The organism is Mycobacterium sp. GA-1285, assembly GCF_001499905.1.
GTDB lineage: Bacteria > Actinomycetota > Actinomycetes > Mycobacteriales > Mycobacteriaceae > Mycobacterium.
The window spans coordinates 51,572-67,356 of record NZ_LQIS01000034.1 but is presented as its reverse complement, the minus strand read 5'-3'; the positions used below and the strand labels follow the sequence as shown (position 1 = coordinate 67,356).

Sequence of the window (15,785 nt, the reverse complement as noted above, 5' to 3'; positions counted from 1 at the left end):
GGCAGCATCGGCGACCATGCGTGTTCTCGCCCAACGGGTCACTTCAGCTGCCGTCACCGTGGACGGCGAGGTCGTCGGAGCGATCCAGCCCGACGGTCAGGGGCTGGTCGCGCTGGTCGGCGTGACGCACGACGACGATGTGGCCAAGGCTCGGCGGATGGCCGAAAAGCTCTGGCAACTCCGGATTCTCGACGACGAGAAGTCCGCGTCCGACGTCGGGGCGTCGATCTTGGTGGTCAGCCAGTTCACCCTGTACGCCAACACCGCCAAGGGCCGGCGGCCGGCATGGAACGCCGCCGCGCCGCGCGCGATCGCCGAGCCACTCGTCACCGCGTTCGCCGATGCGCTGGGCGACCTGGGCGCGTCGGTGGCAACCGGCGTCTTCGGCGCCCACATGCAGGTACAGCTGGTCAACGACGGCCCGGTGACCGTGCTGCTCGAGCTGTGACTACGTGGTGGCGACCGGCGGTGCGCCCTCCGAGGGCTGGACGATCACGAACCCCTGCCCGTGGAACGACACCTGGATCGCCTCCCCGGAGCCGCGGCCGATGAGCGCGCCGGCCTTGAAGCTGGTCTTGAGCTGGGTCTGCAGATTCGCCGACCACGCCACCACCGCATTGGTGTCGGCGAACGTCGGCGCCTCGGCGGCATTGAGCACCACCGGCGGCCCGTCGGTCGTCAGCGCCACCCACCCGGTCCCGCGCAGCGTGGTGTTGAACAACCCGCCGGTCGCGATGCTGCCGCCGCGCACCCGCTCGATGTTCCAGTCCAAGCTCGACGAGAACGCCAGCACGTTCTTACCGCTGATCGAGAGCCCGGAGTTCGTCAGCTGCAGCAGATGCACGTCGTAGGCCCGCTCGGCGAGAAAGACATCGCCCTGACCCTGACAGCGCATCAAAGGTAGACCCTCGCCGGTCAGCGCCTTCTTGAGGAACTTCGACGCGCCGCCACCCTCGAACGCGAAATCGACGTTTCCCTGGTAGGCCACCATCGAGCCCTGCCGCGCCATGAACGGCTCCCCGAGGCGGACACGCAACATCTTGGTGTTCTGGTTGGCGATGGCCTTGGCCTCCTTCTCGCTGAACCGGCCGTCCACCAGATCGCCGCTGATTCCTCCGAAGCCGTCGCCTGGAGCCTGTCCGACCGCCATCGCTTGCGGCGGCGCGGTTTGTTGTGGCGGACCCTGAGGTGCCGGTGGGGGTCCTCCCAACGAGGTGAGCGGCGCCCGACCCATCTGACCCTGGTGCGACACCTGATCGGTCCAGCGTTGTCCGTCCCACCAGCGGTACTCGTAGCGACCCTCGGGGTCGGGCCGCCAGCTTCCGTTATTCGGTGCTGTCATGGCCTACAAACTAACCGGACGACCCTCATGTGGTGGGGGACTTTCTGCACTGGTGCTCCGGCGCGCACTGGTCCTCGACTGGCATTCTTGGGTCATGGCAAGAGAAATCGACCGAGTACGTGCGCAGAGCGCCTTTGCGGTCGTCAATCAGCATCCGGGCATGGTGCTCTTCGTCGCCTCGCCTGTCCTCATCGCCGTTGGCCTGGTGTGGTGGTTGGTCAGCCCGATCCTGGCCGTGCTGCTGTTGATCGGTGCGGTTGTCGGCGGTGGCGCCGTGCTGCTGCGCAAGCGCAGCTGATTTCCCGGGGACGAACCGGTCAAGCCGGCGGAGATCTTCTGACCTGGAGTGTTCGCTGTCGGCGAACGCTGTTCTGCAACGCCTGTGACGGTGTAATCATGTAATTATGCGACACACCATCCATGGCCGGCGCCGTCAGGGCGGCTGGCAACAGGCTCAGCAGCCCGACGCGGGCGACGCCGCCGACTGGTTCGCCGGCCGGCTTCCCGAGAACTGGTTCGCAGGAGACCCGACGGTGATCGTCGACCGCGAGGAGATCACCGTCGTCGGACGCCTTGCGGAGCCCGAAGGCGGCCAGAGCGAGGCGCGGGCATCGGGACGGGCGGCGCGGTTCCGTGAGGAAACCCGGTCCGAACGCATGCGCGTCGCCGACGAGGCCGAGGCGCGCTATGGCCGCAAGGTCGCGTGGGGCATCGAGATCGGGGCACCAGGCACCGACGACCATGAGCGGATCATGTTCACCAACATGGCCGTTCCGGTGATGACCCGGCTGCGCCAGCCCGAGCGCCAGGTGCTCGACACGCTGGTCGACGCGGGCGTGGCACGGTCACGGTCGGATGCACTGGTGTGGTCGGTGCGGTTGGTCGGTGAACACGCCGACGAGTGGCTGAGCAAGCTGCGCGAGGCGATGCGCAACGTCGACGAACTGCGCGCCGAGGGTCCGAACCTCTAGATCCGCTCGACGCCAACGTATTGCGAACTCAACGCCGGGGTCTGCGACAGCGGATCAACCGGTCCGCCGTCGACCAAGAGGTTACGGTTGGCACCGTACGAGACCGGTTCGCTGTGCCCGCGTGGGTCGAAAACGCGTGAGCCCCAACCGTGGTCGATGATGACAACCCCTTGACGCGGACGGTCGTTCACCACCGCCTTCAACTCGACCTCTCCGACCGGCGAGTAGACCCTGACGAGGTCGCCGTCGCTCACTCCGAGGTCGGCCGCGTCCTTCGGATGAAGGACCACGTCGTTGCCCTTCCCCGCGGGGTGCAGTCCGGGTAACTCGTTGAGCCAGGAGTTCATCGAGTGCCGGTGCCTGCGGTTGGCCAGCTGGAACGGATAGTCGACCGGCGCCGCGGGAAGCGGCTCGGCGAGCAGTTCACGGGCCCGCGCGACGAACTCGGGCGGTGCGGCGTGCACCTTCTTGTCGTCGGTTCTCAGCGCATCCCGGAAATGCCCGAACTCGCGCGGCCCCAACACCCAGCCGTGCGGGTGCGACAGGACGTCTCGCCATTTGATCCTGCGTCCGTTGATCTTCCGGGAGGTCGCCACGACCAACCGGTCGATCCAGTGTGGACCGAACTCCAGGGCGGGCCTGCGGGTCACGCGCGCCGCGGCCCGCGTCGACTTGATGAATCCGTTGAGGCCCTTGGCGCCGAACAGCGGTCTGCGCATCGCGATTGCGAGGTCGGTGAAGATGCGCCACTCCTGTCGGACCCCCGGTGGTGGCTCGACGACCTTGGCGCCGTACTGCAGATAGGGCTCGTCGTGCATGTTGCTGGTGAACGAGAGCAGGTCGTCGCGCTCCAACCAGTGGGCCGCGGGAAGCAGCCAATGTGCATGACGGTGGCTCTCCCGTTGAACGAAGTCGATCGCGACCAGCAGGTCCAGGTCGGCCAGCGCGCGGTCCAGTTCGTCGCCGTCGGGCCCGGAGACCACGGGGTTGCCGCAATTGATCAGCAGCGCGCGAATCTGACCGCGGCCCGGTGTGGTGATCTCGTCGGGCAACTCGCTGAGCGCGTGTGCGCCCGCGACCATTTCGCGGCCCAGGAGCCGACTGTAGTGTGGCTTGGTCTTGACCATCGCCGACATGCGGATCGCGTCGACGTAGCCGGGTTCGAAGCGGCGTCCACCGGGACGGTCCATGCGACCGGTGACCACGTTGAGTACATGACCCAACCATTCGGCGACGGTGCCCGCCAGGTGAAGTGACACCCCGGTGCGGGTCACCACCATGGCCCCGCGCGCCGCGGCGAAGTCGCGGGCGACGCGTTCGATCCGGTCGCGGGGGATGTCGCAGCGGGTGGCGAGATCGTCGAGGTCGGCGTCGGCGACCAGAGCGCGCAGATCGTCGACGCCGGTGGCCAGTTCCGTGCAGTCCAGCCGATGTTCGAGGCGCTCGTCGAGAATGACCTTCACCATCGCCAGCAGCAGCGCCCAATCCTGCCCGGGGCGCACCGCCAGGTGTACGTCCGCCTTTTCGGCGGACTCTGTCCGCAGCGGGTCCACCACCACGATCGTCGCGCCCTGTTGTTGACGTGCAAGCGCGCGTCGCCACCCAGCGGGCACCGTCTCGAGCCAATTCCATGCGCTCACAGCGGGATTCGCGCCGACGATGAGGAAGTAGTCGCAGTTGTCGACGTCCGAAACCGGCACCATCAGCATCGATCCGTACATCGCCTCCGCGACGACGTGCATTGCGTTCTGGTCGACCGAGCCCACGGCGTAACGGTTCTGGGTCCCCAGCGCGTCCAGCCAGCCGTTCATGAAGATGACGTTGGAGGAGGAGAAACCCGCCGGGTTCCCGTAGTAGACGCCGACCGCGTCGGGTCCGCCGGCCTCGATCGCGGCGTTCATCCTCGCGGCGATGTCCGCGACGGCCTCCTCCCAGGTGGCCTCGACATAGGAATCGCGGACGCGGCGCATGGGATTGAGGATCCGGCGCGGGTGCTCGAGGAGTCTGTGCGCGGTGCGGCCCTTGGCGCAGAAGTCTCGCCAGCTGTGCGGATTCTGTTTGTCGGCGGCGATCTTCGTGACGCGGTTGCCCTCCACCGTCACCTCCAGTCCGCAGGACGCCAGGCAGATGCGACAGAACGTGTAGACCGTTTCGCTCATCATCGTGAGCGTACGATGCTCAGACCTGCGTCATGGACCAATAAGCGCCACGCTTAGCGAGCAACTCGGCGTGGGTGCCGCGTTCGACGATCTCACCCGCGTCCATCACCACGATGAGGTCGGCGTCACGGATGGTCGACAGCCGGTGGGCGATGATGAAACTCGTTCGGTCGCGGCGCAACTCGGCCATCGCCTGCTGAATCAGCAGCTCGGTGCGGGTGTCGACCGAGCTGGTCGCCTCGTCGAGGATCAGCAGGCTGGGCCGGGCCAGCACCGCGCGCGCGATCGTGATGAGCTGTTTCTCGCCGGCGCTGATCGAGGCGCCGTCGTCGGTGACGTGGGTCTGATAGCCGTTGGGCAGCATGTGCACGAACCGGTCGACGTATGCGGCCTTGGCCGCCGCGATCACCTCGTCCTCGGAGGCGCCGGGTCTGCCGTAGGCGATGTTCTCGAAGATGGTGCCGGCGAACAGCCAGGTGTCTTGGAGCACCATCCCGATGCGGGACCGCAGCGATTCCCTGCTGACCGTCGAGATGTCCACGCCGTCCACCAGGATCCGGCCGGAGTCCACGTCGTAGAACCGCATCAGCAGGTTCACCAGCGTCGTCTTGCCCGCGCCCGTCGGCCCGACGATTGCCACCGTGCTACCGGGTTCGGCGACCAGCGACAGGTTCCGGATCACCGGTGTGTCCGGGTGGTAGCCGAACGTGACGTCCTCGAACTCGACCCGACCGGCCACCGGGTCACCGACCGGCAGCCGGTCCGCGGAATCGGGCACCTCCTCATCCGCGTCGAGCAGCTCGAATACCCGCTCCGCACTGGCCACGCCGGACTGCAGCGAGTTGTACATGCCCGCGACCTGCGTCAGCGGCTGGTTGAACTGGCGGACGTACTGGATGAACGCCTGGATGCTGCCGAGCGTGATCTGGCCGGTGGCCACCTGCAACCCGCCCACCACGGCGACCGCGACATAGCTCAGGTTACCGATGAACGTGGTGGCGGGCCCGACGAGACCGGAGAAGAACTGGGCGCCGAAGGCGGCGTCGTGGACGTCCTCGTTGCACTCGCGGAACCGCTCCTGCGCCGCGGCGCGATGACCGAAGGTCTTGACGATGGCGAAGCCGCTGTAGGTCTCCTCGATGTGGGCGTTGAGCCTGCCGGTGTTGGCCCACTGCGCGACGAACAGGCGTTGCGACCGGCGCGCGATGACCCGGGTCGCCCACAGCGACAGCGGCACCGTCACCACGGTCAGCAGCGTCAGAAGCGGTGAGATGGTCAGCATCATCACCAGCACCGACAGCACCGTCAGCACGGACGTCAACAACTGGCTGATCGTCATCGACAACGAGCCCTGGATGTTGTCGACGTCGTTGGTGACCCTGCTGAGCACCTCGCCGCGCTGACGAGAGTCGAAGTAGGACAGCGGCATTCGGTGCAGCTTGTCCTCGACGTCGGAGCGCAGCGTCGCCATGGTCCGCTGCACCGCGACGTTGAGGAGCAGGGCCTGCAACCAGACCATCAGCGCAGCGACGAGATACAGGCCCAACGCGAGCAGCAGTGTGCGCCCGACGGCCTCGAAGTCCACACCCTGGCCGGGGACCACGTTCATCCCCGACAGCAGATCGGCGAACGTGCCGTCACCGCGCGCGCGGGCGGCGACGATGGCCTGCTCCTTGGTGATCCCCGCGGGCAGCTGACGGCCGACCACGCCGTTGAACAGAAGATCGGTGGCGTGCCCCAGGATTCGCGGCCCGATGACACTGATCGCGATGCCCGCGACGCCAAGGAGTATCACCGCGGTGGTCAGGCCGCGCTGCGGTGTCAGCCGTTTGACCAAGCGGATCGCGGACCCGGTGAAGTCGCGCGAGCGCTGCGTGGGCGCCTGCATCACGCCGCGGATCGGCCGGGTCATCGGGCCGCTCACTGGACGTCCCCGACGACGGCGAGTGACTGGGAGTCGGCGAATTCGGCGTACTGCGGGCAGTCCGTCAGCAGGGTTTCGTGGGTACCGATGCCGACAATCCGGCCGTCGTCGATCACCACGATCTGGTCTGCCTGGGTGACGGTGGAGATGCGCTGGGCGACAACGATGACCGTCGCGTCTGCCGACGCCTCGCGCAGCGCCGAGCGCACGCGGGCGTCGGTATGCACGTCGAGTGCGGAGAACGCGTCGTCGAACAGATACACGGCGGGTCGACGGATCACCGCGCGGGCGATGGCCAACCGCTGGCGCTGACCGCCCGAGAGATTCGCCCCTCCCTGCGCGACCTTCATGGCCAAGCCGTCGGGGTGCGCGCGCACGAAATCGTCGGCCGCGGCCACCCGCAGCGCGTCCCACATCTCATCGTCGGTGGCCACATTTCCTGGGGCCATACCGATTTGCAGATTGTCGGCGACGGTGCCCGAGAACAGGTATCCGCGCTGAGGCACCAGGCCGACCACCGACCACAGTTGCTCGAGGTCGTAGTCACGGAGGTCGATTCCGTCGAGATACACCGAACCGCTCGTCACGTCGTACATCCGGCAGATCAGCGACACCAGCGTCGACTTACCCGACCCTGTGGAGCCGACCACCGCCGTCGTCGTCCCCGGTGGTGCCGTCAGCGAAATATCCTGCAGAACAGGCTGTTCCGCGCCTGGATAACAGAACGTCGCGGCGTCCAGCCGGATCTCGCCCCGTATGCTCGACGGCCGCACCGGACGTTCGGGGGTGACGATCCGCGGTGTGACGGAAAGCACCTCCACGATCCGCTCGGCGCACACCGACGCCCGCGGGATGATGACGAGAATGAACGTTGCCAGCAGGACCGCCATCAGTATCTGCATGAAGTAGGCCAGGAACGCGATCAACGAACCCACCTGCATCTGTCCGGCGTCGATCCGCAGCCCACCGAACCAGATCAACGCGACGCTCGACACGTTGATCACCAGCGTCGTGGTGGGCAGCATCAGCGCCTGCCACCGTCCGGCTTCGAGCGCGGTGTCGGCCAGCGCGTGGTTGGCTTCGGCGAACCGGTTGCGTTCGAACGGCTCCCGGGCGAACGCGCGGATCACGCGCAGGCCGGCGAGTTGGTCGCGCATCACCCCGTTGATGCCGTCGACCAGACGCTGCATGCGGCGGAAGATCGGAAGTAGGTTGCGCACGATCCAGTAGTTCGACAGGGCCAGGATCGGCACGCTCAGGAGCAGCAGCCAGGACAGCCCGGCGTCCTGATGCAGTGCCATGAAGATTCCGCCGATCGACATGATCGGCGCGGTGACCAGCATCGTGCAGGTCAGTTGGACCAGCAGTTGAATCTGCTGCACGTCGTTGGTGGTGCGGGTGAGCAGTGACGGTGCACCGAACCGTGCGGCGTCCTCGGCGGAGAACCCGGTGACGTGGTCGAACATCGCCGCGCGCAGATCGCGCCCGACGCCCATGCCCGCGCGAGAGCCGAAGTACACCGCCCCCACCGCGCACACCACCTGCAGCGCGGTGACCGCCAGCATCACACCGCCCAGTTCGACGATCCGGCGCAGGTTCCCCGCCGCGACGCCGTCGTCGATGATCGCCGCGTTGACCGTCGGCAGGTACAGCGAGGCGAGCGTGCTGACCAACTGCAGCGCGGCGACGGTGGCGAGCAGCGCCCGATATGGCCGCGCGTACTGTCGCAGCAGCGCCCATAACATCCCGTTACTGTCGCACATCCGATATATGGGCAGGTCAACCGGCATGTCGGTGGTTGACCAGAGTGGCTGCCGCTACAGTGCATGGCGTGACTCACAGCACGCGCGTGACCCGCTGCTTGGCCCTCGCGGCCGCGGTGGTCATTCCGCTGTCCGCATGCTCGGATTCCGAACCCGCCGGCCCGCAAGTGCCCGAGGACACCTCAGCGCCAACGGAGAACGTCTCGCACGGCCCGTTCTTCCCGCAATGCGGCGGTATCAGCGACCAGGAGGTCATCAAGCAGACGCGGATCCCGGGGCTGGTCAACACCGCCCAGACCTCCGTCGGGTGCCAGTGGCTGGCGGGCGGCAGCATCCTCGGCCCGCACTTCTCGTTCACCTGGTTCCGCGGCAGCCCGATCGGACGTGAGCGCAAGACCATGGAACTGTCGCGCACCGCCGTCGAAGACATCACCATCGAAGGCCACGACGGATTCATCGGTTACACCGAGGACCCGATCAACGGCGTCAACCTCTGCGAGATCGGCATCCAGTTCGACGACGACTTCATCGAGTGGTCGGTCAGCTACGCCTCGAAGCCGTTCCCGGATCCCTGCGAGGTGGCCAAGGAACTGACCCGCCAATCGATTGTGAACTCCGAATGAGATCCGTGTCCGCTCGTCGGCTGATCGCGGGCATGTTCGCCGTGCTCGCTTCGTTGGCCGTGCTCACCGGTTGCACACAGACGGTCGAAGGCACCGCGGCCAAGTCGGGATCGGGTGGGGGACCGCGCAACGAAGATTCCGAGCGGCAGTACCCGAACCTGCTCAAGGAGTGCGATGTGCTGACCGAAGACATCCTCGCCGAGACCGTGGGCGCCGAGCCCCTCGACATCCAGAGCACCTTCGTCGGTGCCGTGTGCCGCTGGCAGGCGGCCAATCCGGCGGGCCTCATCGACATCACCCGGTTCTGGTTCGAGCAGGGCGATCTGGACCACGAACGCGAGGTCGCCCAGCGGTTGGACTATCGGATCGAAGATCGCAGGGTCGCTGGAATCCAGTCCATCGTGATGCGGCCGAACGATCCGAACGGCGCGTGCGGTGTGGCCAGCGACGCCGCCGGGGTGGTCGGCTGGTGGATCAACCCGCAATCGCCGGGGATGGATGCGTGCGGGATGGCGATCAAGCTGATGGAGCTGACGCTGGCCACCCGCGCCTGACCGGGTGATTGTGAGCGCTTTGTTGCGGTGAGCGCGGCAAAACGCGCATAACTCGCTATCGCGCGACGTGGAAGTCCACCAGCGTCGCGCCGCCGAGCGCCAAGTCGGCCCACGTTTCCCGCGTCCGCAGCACCGCGATGGCCGACGTCGGGTACTTCAGCGAAATCTGTTCGGCGGCAACGCTATTGCTGCCGTCCATGGTGGCCAGGCCGAGCGCGACACCCGACATCGCCGGTTCATGGCCGATCACCAGCAGGGCCCCCACCTCGAAGTCGAAGTGCGATTGCACCCGGTTGATCTCGCCGATCACCGTGCCCGGCGTCGCGTCGTAGAGGCGGTCGAGGTACTGGACGGGCGCGGCGATACCGGTGCGTGCGAGCGTCTCGCGGGTGCGGGTCGCGGTCGAGCACAGCACGGCGTCCACGGCCGGTGCGTGAGCACGCAGCCAGTCGCCGGCCAACCCGGCCTCGCGCACACCCCTGGCCGCCAGTGGACGGTCGTGGTCGCCGACCCCCGGCGGGTAGTCCGACTTGGCGTGCCGGAGCAACAGCAGCGTGCGGTACCGGTCGGTCACCGGATCAACGGTAAGGCATGCCGCTGCACCTCCCGTGACTTGTCGGCGTGCCGCCCTACACTCGCGGTGCCCGGCAAACACACGAGGGGGAGGGGGCGCTGAGATGCGATTCGTGCACACCGCCGACTGGCAGCTCGGCATGACGCGTTACTTCCTCAATGGTGAGGCGCAGCCCCGTTATTCGGCCGCGCGCCGGGACGCGGTGGCCGAGCTGGGACGGGTGGCTGCCGACGCCGGCGCGGAGTTCGTCGTCGTCGCCGGTGATGTCTTCGAGCACAACCAACTCGCGCCGCGCGACGTCAGCCAATCGCTCGAGGTCATGCGTGCCATCGGCGTTCCCGTGTACCTGCTGCCGGGCAACCACGACCCGCTCGACGCCTCGTCGGTGTACACCAGCCCGCTGTTCGTCGCCGAATGCCCCGGAAACGTGTCGATCCTCGATCGCGCCGGTGTGCACGAGGTGCGGCCCGGACTGGAGCTGGTCGCGGCGCCGTGGACCTCGAAGGCGCCGTCGTCGGACCCCGTGGCGGGCGTGCTCGAGGACCTGCCCGCCGACGGGGTGACGCGGGTCGTCGTCGGGCACGGCGGTGTGGACATCTTCGTGCCGGACAAGGACCGACCGTCGCTCATCCGGCTTTCGGCGCTGGAGGCGGCCGTCAACCGGGGCGCCGTTCACTATGTCGCCTTGGGCGACAAGCATTCTCGTATGCAGGTGGGGTCCACCGGGCGGATCTGGTACTCCGGGTCACCGGAGGTCACCAACTACGACGACATCGAGGTCGACCCGGGGCATGTGCTGGTCGTCGAGATCGACGAAGAGGACCCGGCGCATCCGGTCACCGTCGAACCACGGAAGGTGGGCCGCTGGCGGTTCGTCACCCTGCATCGTGGGGTGGACAGCGACCGCGACGTCGCAGACCTGGACATCAACCTGGATCTGTTGCCGGACAAGGAACGTACCGTGGTCCGTCTCGCGCTCACCGGAACCTTGACGGTCACCGACAAGGCTGCGCTCGACACCTGCCTGGACAAATACGCGCGCCTGTTCGCCGCGCTGAGGGTGGACGAGAAGCAGAGCGACATCGCGGTCGTTCCCGCTGACGGTGAGTTCGACGACCTCGGTATCGGCGGCTTCGCCGCATCGGCCGTCGACGAACTGGTCGCGACCGCCCGGTCGGACGGTGAGGCGGCCGAGGACGCGCGCGCCGCCCTCGCGCTGCTTCTGCGGCTGTCGGATCGAGGTGTGGCGTGAAACTGCATCGTCTGGTTCTGACCAATTACCGCGGCATCACCCACCGCGAGATCGAGTTTCCCGACCACGGCGTGGTGATCGTCAGCGGCGCAAACGAGATCGGCAAGTCCTCGATGATCGAGGCGCTGGACCTGCTGATCGAGGCCAAGGACCGGTCGGCGAAGAAGGACGTCAAAGACGTCAAGCCAACACACGCGGACGTCGGTGCCGAAGTCGAAGCCGAGATCTCCACCGGGCGGTATCGATTCGTCTACCGCAAGCGCTTCCACAAACGCTTCGAGACCGAGCTGACGATCGTGGAGCCGCGCCGCGAACAGCTCACCGGCGACGAGGCACACGACCGCGTTCGGGCCATGCTCGACGAGACCGTCGACACCTGCCTGTGGCAGGCCCAGCGGGTGCTGCAGTCCGGGTCGACGGCGGCGGTCGACCTGTCCGGATGCGACGCGCTGTCGCGCGCGCTCGACGTGGCCGCCGGTGAGGCGGTGGAACTTTCGGGTGCCGAACCGTTGCTGGTCGACCGCGTGGAAGAGGAATACCTGCGGTACTTCACCCGCACCGGAAGGCCCACAGGTGAGTGGGCCGCGGCCACCAAGCGGTTGCGAACGGCCGAGGACGCGTTGGCCGAAGCGGCGGCCGCCGTCGCCCAGGTCGACGACGCGGCGCGCAGGCATGCCACGCTCACCGACGACCTGGCGCGGCTGGCCGCACAGCGCGCCGATGCCGTGAAGCAGGTCGCCGTCGTGCAGAAGGCAGCGGACGAGGTGGCCGCGCTGAGGGGACAGCTCAAGGAAGCCGAGCTGGTTCTCGCGGCGGCGCAGGCCAATCACGACGCGTCGCGTGCCGCGGTCGAGGAGCGGCGGCGGCTGCGTGCCGACATCGAGCAGCGAGCCGCCGCGATGGCCGAGCTCGAGGCCACGGTGGCCCAGGCCGCCGACGATCAGTCGACGGTCGCGGAGGTGGCCGAGCTCGCCGAGGCCGCCGCGCAGCAGGCACGAAGCGCGTTGTCGGCCATCGAATCCCGCGTCGAAGCGGCACGACGAACCGTACAGCGGCTTGCCGACCGCGACGAGGCCGACCGCATCGCCGCGCGGCTGGCGAAGATCGAGACCGCCCAGCGCGAGCTCGACCGCGTGCGAGACGAACTCGCCGAGATCCGGTTGACCGGCGAGAAGATGCGGGCCATCGAATCCGCCGAAGCGACGGTCGACGCGGTGACGGCACAGCTCGAATCGGCGGCGGCGCACATCGAGCTGATCGCGACGGCCGACGTCGCGGTACGCGTCGCAGGCGAGACGGTCCCCCTCGGGGCGGGCGAGGCGTGGACGGCCAGCGTCAGCGCTGAGACCACCATCGAAATGCCGGGTTTGCTGACCGCTCGGCTGGTACCCGGCACGCCGGCGGCGCAGATTAAGGCCAAACTCGTTGCTGCACAGGAGGTCCTGACGTCTGTGCTCGAGGCGTGCGGTGTCGGTGACGTCGCCGAGGCGCGCGTCGTCGATCAGCGGCGTCAACAATTGATCACGACCCGAGACCGGCTGAGCGCGACGGTCGAGGCGCTGACGGGTGACGAATCGGCCGAGCGGCTCATGGCGCGGCTGGCCGACCTCAATGCGCGACGGCCCGAGGTTGCGGAGGTGTTCGAGGTCGACGCGGACGTCGCCTGTGCCGAGCTCGACGCCGCGACCGCCGCACAGCACCAGGCGATCGCCGATTGCGAAACGCATCGTAAGGTTGCCGAGGAGGCCGCTAAGCGCCTGGGGGAGTGCGACACTCGGATTACCGTGCTGCGCGAGAAGTCGGCCGGTGCGCGGTCCGAGCTTGCGCTGGCCCGCGAACGATTGGAGGAGCAGCGCGCCACCGTTGGTGACGCGGAGTTGGCGGTCAAGGCCCAGGCGCACGCCGACGACGCGTTGCGGGCCACCGCCCTGGTCGCCGAGCTGAGCGACGAACTCACCCGCGCGGCGCCCGAGGCCGTGGCCGCGGCTCTTCAGGAAGCGACCCGCCGGGCCGACGCCTTTTCGGCCGAACACGATCAGGTGGCAGAGGAGCTGAAAGAGGTCAGCACGCGATTGAAGGTGTACGGCACCGAAGGCCGCAAGGGCAAACTCGACGAGGCGGAGACGGAGCGCGAGCACGCCCTCGCCGAGTACTCGAGGGTGCAGCGCCGCGCGCGGGCCGCCGAGTTGCTGCGGTCGGTGATCACACGGCATCGCGACTCCACCCGGCAGCGTTACGTCGAGCCGTTCCGCGGTGAAGTGGAGCGGTTGGGCCGCATGGTGTTCGGAGAGAGCTTCGAGGTGGAGGTCGACAGCGCGCTGCGGATCTGCACCCGCACGCTGTCGGGCCGCACAGTGCCCTATGACTTGCTCTCGGGCGGGGCCAAGGAACAACTCGGCATCGTTGCGCGACTGGCCAGCGCGGCGTTGGTGGCCAAGGAGGACAGCGTGCCGGTGGTCATCGACGACGCGCTCGGCTTCACCGATCCCGACCGCCTGGTCAAGATGGGCGCGGTGTTCAACGCGGTCGGTGGCGACGGACAGGTGATCGTGCTGACGTGCAGCCCGCAGCGGTACGCGGCCGTCGACGGCGCCCAACACATCGCGCTGACGGCGTAGCCGGCTGCCGAGCTGCTGCGTGCGTGACAGCCGCGGGTGCCAAGATGGGTGCCATGGCCGATCGCGACCGCGATGAAGCCGGGCGTCCCCGTAACACCCGTCCCCGCGATGCGCTGGGACGGCCGCTGCCGCACGGCAGCGAGGGTGTCGCGCGGATTCCCGACGACCTAGACATGCCGCCGGCCGAGACCCTCGCCTATGCCCAGGAGCTTCTCGACAACGGTATGGCGTTCCACGCGCACGAGGTGTTCGAGGCGGCGTGGAAGAACGGTCCGCACACCGAACGCTCGCTGTGGCAGAGCCTCGCCCAGCTGGCCGTCGGCATCACCCACGTGCAACGCGGGAACACCAAGGGAGCGCTCGGGGTATTGCGCCGCGCGCGCAGTGGTCTGACCGACGACACCTCTACCACGCACGGTGTCGACGTCACCGGGCTCGTCGACTACGCGGGGACGCTCATCGACGACCTCGAAGCCGGAGCGCAGATCGACCCCGATCGGCTTCGCCCGCGTCTCCAATAACGGCGATTCGTGCGTGAAAACGTTCGCTGAGCGATCGGAATCACGCACAAGTCGCCGCAGCTCAGTCCGCCAGTGTCAGGACTTCGTCGAACCCCTCCACAAGGCAGGAACGGAAGAGGTCGTAGTCAGGTATCGCACCGGTGTCGACGTTGAGGCCGAGGTGACAGGTGTCGGCATACGTCAGCAGCGTCACGTTGACCGCCGCGCCGATCGTCGGGCCGAATGCGTACTGGGCGGTGACCCGCGACCCGCCGAGGTACACCGGTATTGGGATGCCCGGCACGTCACTGGCGACGAAGTCCACGTGGCGCAGAATGGAACCGATATACCAGCGGGGCATGAGGTTGAGTACTCCCGCGATCGCCTGCGTGTACGGAATCGCACGCTCATGACGTACTTCACCTGTCCGGGAGCGGATTTCGCGCATCCGCTGAGCAGGGTCGGCCAGCCCCGCCGGAATGTCGAATCGCATCAGCGTGATCCGGTTGCCGCCCATCTCCTCTCCTGTGGTCCGCAGGTTGATCGGCATGGTCAGGTGCAGGTCGCCGATGACGACGCCGTGCTTGTCGTGATAGCGGCGCAGGCCGCCGGCGACTCCGGCCACGAAGGCGTCGTTGAGGGCGCAGTCACACCGGTGCGCGGCCTCTCTGAGACGTTGCAGCGAAACATCGTGAACACCGAGGCGACGGACGAGGCTGCGACGCGTGATCAGAGGCGATCCGGTGCTGTTCACCGGGCGGACCGTGCGGTAGACCGACGCCGCCGTCGCCGTTGCCGCGTTGACCGTCGCGAGCGGGCGTCGGATGCCCTGACTCAGCCACCTCGGAGCGAAGGTGATCGCGGTGCTCATAGCGGCACCGGCCAAACCCGCGTTGTAGCGCAACGCATCACGGTAGCCACTGAACCACGATTCGCTGACCGCAGGAGGCGCCTCCGGCAGGGGCACAACGTTGTTCGGTTGCTGTTGGATATCGAAGAGGATCATGCCGATCTGGACGCCGCCTACGCCGTCGGTCAACGCGTGGTGGAATCGGCACAACACCGCTGCCGCTCCACCGGTCAATCCGTCGATCAGCGTGGCCTCCCAGAGCGGACGGGCCCTGTCGAAGTCGGCCATCTGAGCCAGTCGCGCCATCTCCAAGACGGTGTCCAGCGTGCCGGGCGTCGGTGCGGTCACTCGTCGCATGTGGAAGTCGAGGTCGAAATCGGGCGCCTGTTCCCACCTCGGCGGTGCCGGCGGCGGCGACTGCACGACCCGTTGCCGGAACATCGGCAGCATCCGACTCACCCGGTCGAACCGGCGACGAACCTCGCCCCAATCCGGCACCCGGTCGAGCATGATCACCGTCACCACGGTCGACCGCAACCGCGGGTCACTTTCCATCGCCCAGGTGAAGGCGTCGGTATTGCGCATGAATGCCGTCATATTCGCTCCCGCCCATCACGCTACGACTACATGTCAGGTTCGCGGCGCTATTGCCTCC

Annotated in this window: 14 protein-coding genes; 8 read left to right on the top strand and 6 right to left on the bottom strand. The window is 67.5% G+C overall.

The genetic code is table 11. The features are described 5' to 3' along the window. The first annotated feature begins 16 nt into the window (after positions 1-16). Positions 17-448, top strand: a complete 432-nt coding sequence (gene dtd, locus AU193_RS16385) for a D-aminoacyl-tRNA deacylase (RefSeq protein WP_064423591.1) — start codon at positions 17-19, stop codon at positions 446-448. Here dtd and AU193_RS16380 read toward each other — a convergent pair whose 3' ends face one another. Continuing rightward, positions 449-1,342: an AIM24 family protein gene (locus AU193_RS16380; protein WP_064423426.1), complete on the bottom strand. Its 894-nt coding sequence runs from the start codon at positions 1,340-1,342 to the stop codon at positions 449-451. Between the two features lie 94 nt (positions 1,343-1,436). Between AU193_RS16380 and AU193_RS16375 the strand changes: the two genes are divergently transcribed. Next, entirely contained in the window at positions 1,437-1,640 is a 204-nt protein-coding gene (locus tag AU193_RS16375; RefSeq protein WP_064423425.1) for a hypothetical protein, read from the top strand. A gap of 106 nt (positions 1,641-1,746) precedes the next feature. Continuing rightward, positions 1,747-2,313, top strand: coding sequence for a hypothetical protein (locus AU193_RS16370; RefSeq protein WP_064423424.1), 567 nt, complete (start codon positions 1,747-1,749; stop codon positions 2,311-2,313). On the opposite strand, the gene AU193_RS16365 is transcribed toward AU193_RS16370, so the two are convergent. The 3 genes from AU193_RS16365 to AU193_RS16355 are packed head-to-tail and all read right to left on the bottom strand — an operon-like array spanning position 2,310 to position 8,141. Continuing rightward, the gene (locus AU193_RS16365) at positions 2,310-4,472 is read right to left on the bottom strand and encodes a molybdopterin-dependent oxidoreductase (protein ID WP_082683022.1); all 2,163 of its coding nucleotides are present in this window, start codon (positions 4,470-4,472) and stop codon (positions 2,310-2,312) included. The genes AU193_RS16370 and AU193_RS16365 overlap by 4 nt on opposite strands. 19 nt (positions 4,473-4,491) lie before the next feature. Next, a complete protein-coding gene (locus tag AU193_RS16360; protein WP_064423590.1) occupies positions 4,492-6,384 on the bottom strand; it encodes an ABC transporter ATP-binding protein in 1,893 nt (630 codons plus the stop codon). An 8-nt stretch (positions 6,385-6,392) separates the two neighbouring features. Then, complete coding sequence (locus tag AU193_RS16355) at positions 6,393-8,141, bottom strand: ABC transporter ATP-binding protein (protein ID WP_064423422.1); 1,749 nt, start codon at positions 8,139-8,141, stop codon at positions 6,393-6,395. A 77-nt stretch (positions 8,142-8,218) separates the two neighbouring features. Here AU193_RS16355 and AU193_RS16350 point away from each other — a divergent pair, with 77 nt between their 5' ends. Together AU193_RS16350 and AU193_RS16345 are read left to right on the top strand one after the other, a co-directional pair. Further along, positions 8,219-8,782, top strand: coding sequence for a DUF3558 domain-containing protein (locus tag AU193_RS16350; protein ID WP_064423421.1), 564 nt, complete (start codon positions 8,219-8,221; stop codon positions 8,780-8,782). Beyond that, positions 8,779-9,336 (top strand): DUF3558 domain-containing protein, encoded by a 558-nt coding sequence (locus AU193_RS16345; protein WP_064423420.1) that lies wholly within the window; start codon positions 8,779-8,781, stop codon positions 9,334-9,336. The genes AU193_RS16350 and AU193_RS16345 overlap by 4 nt, the downstream gene beginning before the upstream one ends. Positions 9,337-9,391: 55 nt before the next feature. On the opposite strand, the gene AU193_RS16340 is transcribed toward AU193_RS16345, so the two are convergent. Further along, positions 9,392-9,910, bottom strand: coding sequence for a histidine phosphatase family protein (locus tag AU193_RS16340; protein ID WP_064423419.1), 519 nt, complete (start codon positions 9,908-9,910; stop codon positions 9,392-9,394). A gap of 103 nt (positions 9,911-10,013) precedes the next feature. Here AU193_RS16340 and AU193_RS16335 point away from each other — a divergent pair, with 103 nt between their 5' ends. Genes AU193_RS16335 through AU193_RS16325 form a run of 3 tightly spaced genes read left to right on the top strand, consistent with a single transcriptional unit; the run spans position 10,014 to position 14,301 of the window. Further along, positions 10,014-11,162 (top strand): exonuclease SbcCD subunit D, encoded by a 1,149-nt coding sequence (locus tag AU193_RS16335; RefSeq protein WP_064423418.1) that lies wholly within the window; start codon positions 10,014-10,016, stop codon positions 11,160-11,162. Further along, positions 11,159-13,780 (top strand): AAA family ATPase, encoded by a 2,622-nt coding sequence (locus AU193_RS16330; RefSeq protein ID WP_064423417.1) that lies wholly within the window; start codon positions 11,159-11,161, stop codon positions 13,778-13,780. Before AU193_RS16335 ends, AU193_RS16330 begins: the two co-directional genes overlap by 4 nt. A 53-nt stretch (positions 13,781-13,833) precedes the next feature. Beyond that, complete coding sequence (locus AU193_RS16325) at positions 13,834-14,301, top strand: DUF309 domain-containing protein (protein WP_064423589.1); 468 nt, start codon at positions 13,834-13,836, stop codon at positions 14,299-14,301. A 61-nt stretch (positions 14,302-14,362) separates the two neighbouring features. Here AU193_RS16325 and AU193_RS16320 read toward each other — a convergent pair whose 3' ends face one another. Continuing rightward, positions 14,363-15,727, bottom strand: coding sequence for a wax ester/triacylglycerol synthase domain-containing protein (locus AU193_RS16320; RefSeq protein WP_064423416.1), 1,365 nt, complete (start codon positions 15,725-15,727; stop codon positions 14,363-14,365). Between the last annotated feature and the right edge of the window lie 58 nt (positions 15,728-15,785).

What these genes read in the sequence shown, in the direction of transcription:
- dtd (WP_064423591.1), top strand. Translation starts at nt 17, where the DNA reads ATGCGTGTTCTCGCCCAACGGGTCACTTCAGCTGCCGTCACCGTGGAC.
- AU193_RS16380 (WP_064423426.1), bottom strand. Translation starts at nt 1,342, where the DNA reads ATGACAGCACCGAATAACGGAAGCTGGCGGCCCGACCCCGAGGGTCGC.
- AU193_RS16375 (WP_064423425.1), top strand. Translation starts at nt 1,437, where the DNA reads ATGGCAAGAGAAATCGACCGAGTACGTGCGCAGAGCGCCTTTGCGGTC.
- AU193_RS16370 (WP_064423424.1), top strand. Translation starts at nt 1,747, where the DNA reads ATGCGACACACCATCCATGGCCGGCGCCGTCAGGGCGGCTGGCAACAG.
- AU193_RS16365 (WP_082683022.1), bottom strand. Translation starts at nt 4,472, where the DNA reads ATGAGCGAAACGGTCTACACGTTCTGTCGCATCTGCCTGGCGTCCTGC.
- AU193_RS16360 (WP_064423590.1), bottom strand. Translation starts at nt 6,384, where the DNA reads ATGACCCGGCCGATCCGCGGCGTGATGCAGGCGCCCACGCAGCGCTCG.
- AU193_RS16355 (WP_064423422.1), bottom strand. Translation starts at nt 8,141, where the DNA reads ATGTTATGGGCGCTGCTGCGACAGTACGCGCGGCCATATCGGGCGCTG.
- AU193_RS16345 (WP_064423420.1), top strand. Translation starts at nt 8,779, where the DNA reads ATGAGATCCGTGTCCGCTCGTCGGCTGATCGCGGGCATGTTCGCCGTG.
- AU193_RS16335 (WP_064423418.1), top strand. Translation starts at nt 10,014, where the DNA reads ATGCGATTCGTGCACACCGCCGACTGGCAGCTCGGCATGACGCGTTAC.
- AU193_RS16325 (WP_064423589.1), top strand. Translation starts at nt 13,834, where the DNA reads ATGGCCGATCGCGACCGCGATGAAGCCGGGCGTCCCCGTAACACCCGT.
- AU193_RS16320 (WP_064423416.1), bottom strand. Translation starts at nt 15,727, where the DNA reads ATGACGGCATTCATGCGCAATACCGACGCCTTCACCTGGGCGATGGAA.